The organism is Cellvibrio sp. ATLC23 (assembly GCF_057196725.1).
On sequence record NZ_JBXUOS010000021.1, the window covers coordinates 1 to 3,402 of the forward strand.

Here is a 3,402-nt window from a genome sequence, read left to right on the forward strand (position 1 = left end):
TGACTGGTTTTTACGCCAGAAGTTCTTTAACAAGGTGGAATGTAAAGTAATAAATTGCTGATTTATGGATGTCTTGTGTATCTCTACACAAAAGTCCGGCGAATCATACTCATGCGATGCGCTTATTATCGTGAGCGTATCAATGTTGTAAATCGTTAAAGCAGTCGCTTGTGTTATATGGTCAAGCGACTAAGCGCACACGGTGGATGCCTAGGCAGTTGGAGGCGATGAAAGACGTAGGAGCCTGCGATAAGCTCGGGGGAGCTGGCAAACAAGCTATGATCCCGAGATCTCTGAATGGGGGAACCCACCTACCTTTGGTAGGTATCGTACAGTGAATACATAGCTGTACGAAGCGAACCCGGGGAACTGAAACATCTAAGTACCCGGAGGAAAAGAAATCAACCGAGATTCCCTTAGTAGCGGCGAGCGAAAGGGGACCAGCCCTTAAGTGGCTTTGGTGTTAGTGGAAGGCTCTGGAAAGTGCCGCGATACAGGGTGATAGCCCCGTACACGAAAATGCCTTAGTCATGAAAACGAGTAGGACGAGACACGTGATATCTTGTCTGAATATGGGGGGACCATCCTCCAAGGCTAAATACTCCCAACTGACCGATAGTGAACCAGTACCGTGAGGGAAAGGCGAAAAGAACCCCTGTGAGGGGAGTGAAATAGATCCTGAAACCGTGTGCGTACAAGCAGTAGGAGCAGACTTGTTCTGTGACTGCGTACCTTTTGTATAATGGGTCAGCGACTTATTGTCAGTGGCAAGGTTAACCGTATAGGGGAGCCGTAGCGAAAGCGAGTCTTAATAGGGCGTCTAGTCGCTGGCAATAGACCCGAAACCCGGCGATCTATCCATGTGCAGGTTGAAGGTTGGGTAACACTAACTGGAGGACCGAACCCACAAATGTTGAAAAATTTGGGGATGACGTGTGGATAGGGGTGAAAGGCTAATCAAGCCGGGAGATATCTGGTTCTCCCCGAAAGCTATTTAGGTAGCGCGTCATGTCTCACCCTCGGGGGTAGAGCACTGTTTGGGCTAGGGGGTCATCCCGACTTACCAACCCCATGCAAACTACGAATACCGAGGAGTGCAATCATGGCAGACAGACAGCGGGTGCTAACGTCCGTTGTCAAGAGGGCAACAACCCAGACCGCCAGCTAAGGTCCCCAATGTTAGTTAAGTGGGAAACGATGTGGGAAGGCTTAGACAGCTAGGAGGTTGGCTTAGAAGCAGCCACCCTTTAAAGAAAGCGTAATAGCTCACTAGTCGAGTCGGCCTGCGCGGAAGATGTAACGGGGCTAAAACTAGCAACCGAAGCTGCGGCTGCATACTATGTATGTGGGGTAGGGGAGCGTTCTGTAAGCCGTCGAAGGTGTGTTGAGAAGCATGCTGGAGGTATCAGAAGTGCGAATGCTGACATGAGTAACGATAAGGGGAGTGAAAAACTCCCCCGCCGGAAGATCAAGGGTTCCTGTCCAACGCTAATCGGGACAGGGTTAGTCGGCCCCTAAGGCGAGGCAGAAATGCGTAGTCGATGGGAAACAGGTTAATATTCCTGTACCTCTTTTTACTGCGATGGGGGGACGGAGAAGGCTAGAGCAGCACGGCGTTGGTTGTCCGTGTTTAAGGTCGTAGGCTGGTGTCTTAGGTAAATCCGGGATGCTAAGGCTGAGAACTGATGACGAGTGTTCCTCGGAACATGAAGTGCTTGATGCCATGCTTCCAAGAAAAGCCTCTAAGCTTCAGGTAAAAAGAGACCGTACTCCAAACCGACACAGGTGATCAGGTAGAGAATACCAAGGCGCTTGAGAGAACTCGGGTGAAGGAACTAGGCAAAATGGCACCGTAACTTCGGGAGAAGGTGCACTGCTGGTGGTGAAGGGCTTGCCCCGTAAGCTACTGGCAGTCGAAGATACCAGGCCCCTGCAACTGTTTATTAAAAACACAGCACTCTGCAAACACGTAAGTGGACGTATAGGGTGTGACGCCTGCCCGGTGCCGGAAGGTTAATTGATGGGGTTAGCGCAAGCGAAGCTCTTGATCGAAGCCCCGGTAAACGGCGGCCGTAACTATAACGGTCCTAAGGTAGCGAAATTCCTTGTCGGGTAAGTTCCGACCTGCACGAATGGCGTAATGATGGGGGCGCTGTCTCCACCCGAGACTCAGTGAAATTGAAATCGCGGTTAAGATGCCGTGTACCCGCGGCTAGACGGAAAGACCCCGTGAACCTTTACTATAGCTTTGCACTGAACTTTGAACCTATCTGTGTAGGATAGGTGGGAGGCTTTGAAGTCGAGACGCTAGTTTCGATGGAGCCGTCCTTGAAATACCACCCTGGTATGTTTGAGGTTCTAACGTCGGTCCCTTATCGGGATTACGGACAGTGTATGGTGGGTAGTTTGACTGGGGCGGTCTCCTCCCAAAGAGTAACGGAGGAGCACGAAGGTGTGCTAATCATGGTCGGAAATCATGAGGTTAGTGTAAAGGCAAAAGCACGCTTGACTGCGAGACAGACATGTCGAGCAGGTACGAAAGTAGGTCTTAGTGATCCGGTGGTTCTGTATGGAAGGGCCATCGCTCAACGGATAAAAGGTACTCCGGGGATAACAGGCTGATACCGCCCAAGAGTTCACATCGACGGCGGTGTTTGGCACCTCGATGTCGGCTCATCACATCCTGGGGCTGAAGCCGGTCCCAAGGGTATGGCTGTTCGCCATTTAAAGTGGTACGCGAGCTGGGTTTAGAACGTCGTGAGACAGTTCGGTCCCTATCTGCCGTGGGCGTTGGAGATTTGAGAAGAGTTGTTCCTAGTACGAGAGGACCGGAATGAACGAACCTCTGGTGTTCGGGTTGTCATGCCAATGGCATTGCCCGGTAGCTACGTTCGGACGGGATAACCGCTGAAAGCATCTAAGCGGGAAGCCTCCTTCAAGATGAGATCTCCCTGGGACTTTAAGTCCCCTAAAGAGCCGTTGAAGACTACGACGTTGATAGGTTGGGTGTGGAAGCGCTGCGAGGCGTTGAGCTAACCAATACTAATTGCTCGTGCGGCTTGACCATATAACAGAATCGACTGTTAGACGGTTTACGATTCAATGCAGAAAGATAATCCTTATCTGCTCCGGACTTGTACGATACGCAAGCATCCAATACAGAAATCCTAAAAGACTCTGTTAAAACATCAGCAATCACTTTACAATCCACCGCCCTATTTGAGTCAATCGAGGCCAATGTACTACACATCCTAAGACCTCCGAACTCATACAGAATTGCTTGACGACCATAGCAAGTTGGAACCACCTGATCCCATACCGAACTCAGAAGTGAAACGACTTAGCGCCGATGGTAGTGTGGGGTCTCCCCATGTGAGAGTAGGTCATCGTCAAGCTTCTAAT

General features: G+C 50.6%; 2 rRNA genes. Both read left to right on the forward strand.

Features of this window, described 5'->3' with window-relative positions:
- Positions 1-179: 179 nt before the first annotated feature.
- A 23S ribosomal RNA gene (locus tag AC2CG4_RS19990) occupies positions 180-3,067 on the forward strand.
- 212 nt (positions 3,068-3,279) lie between these two features.
- Positions 3,280-3,395: ribosomal RNA gene (gene rrf, locus AC2CG4_RS19995) — 5S ribosomal RNA — on the forward strand.
- The last annotated feature ends 7 nt before the right edge of the window (positions 3,396-3,402 follow it).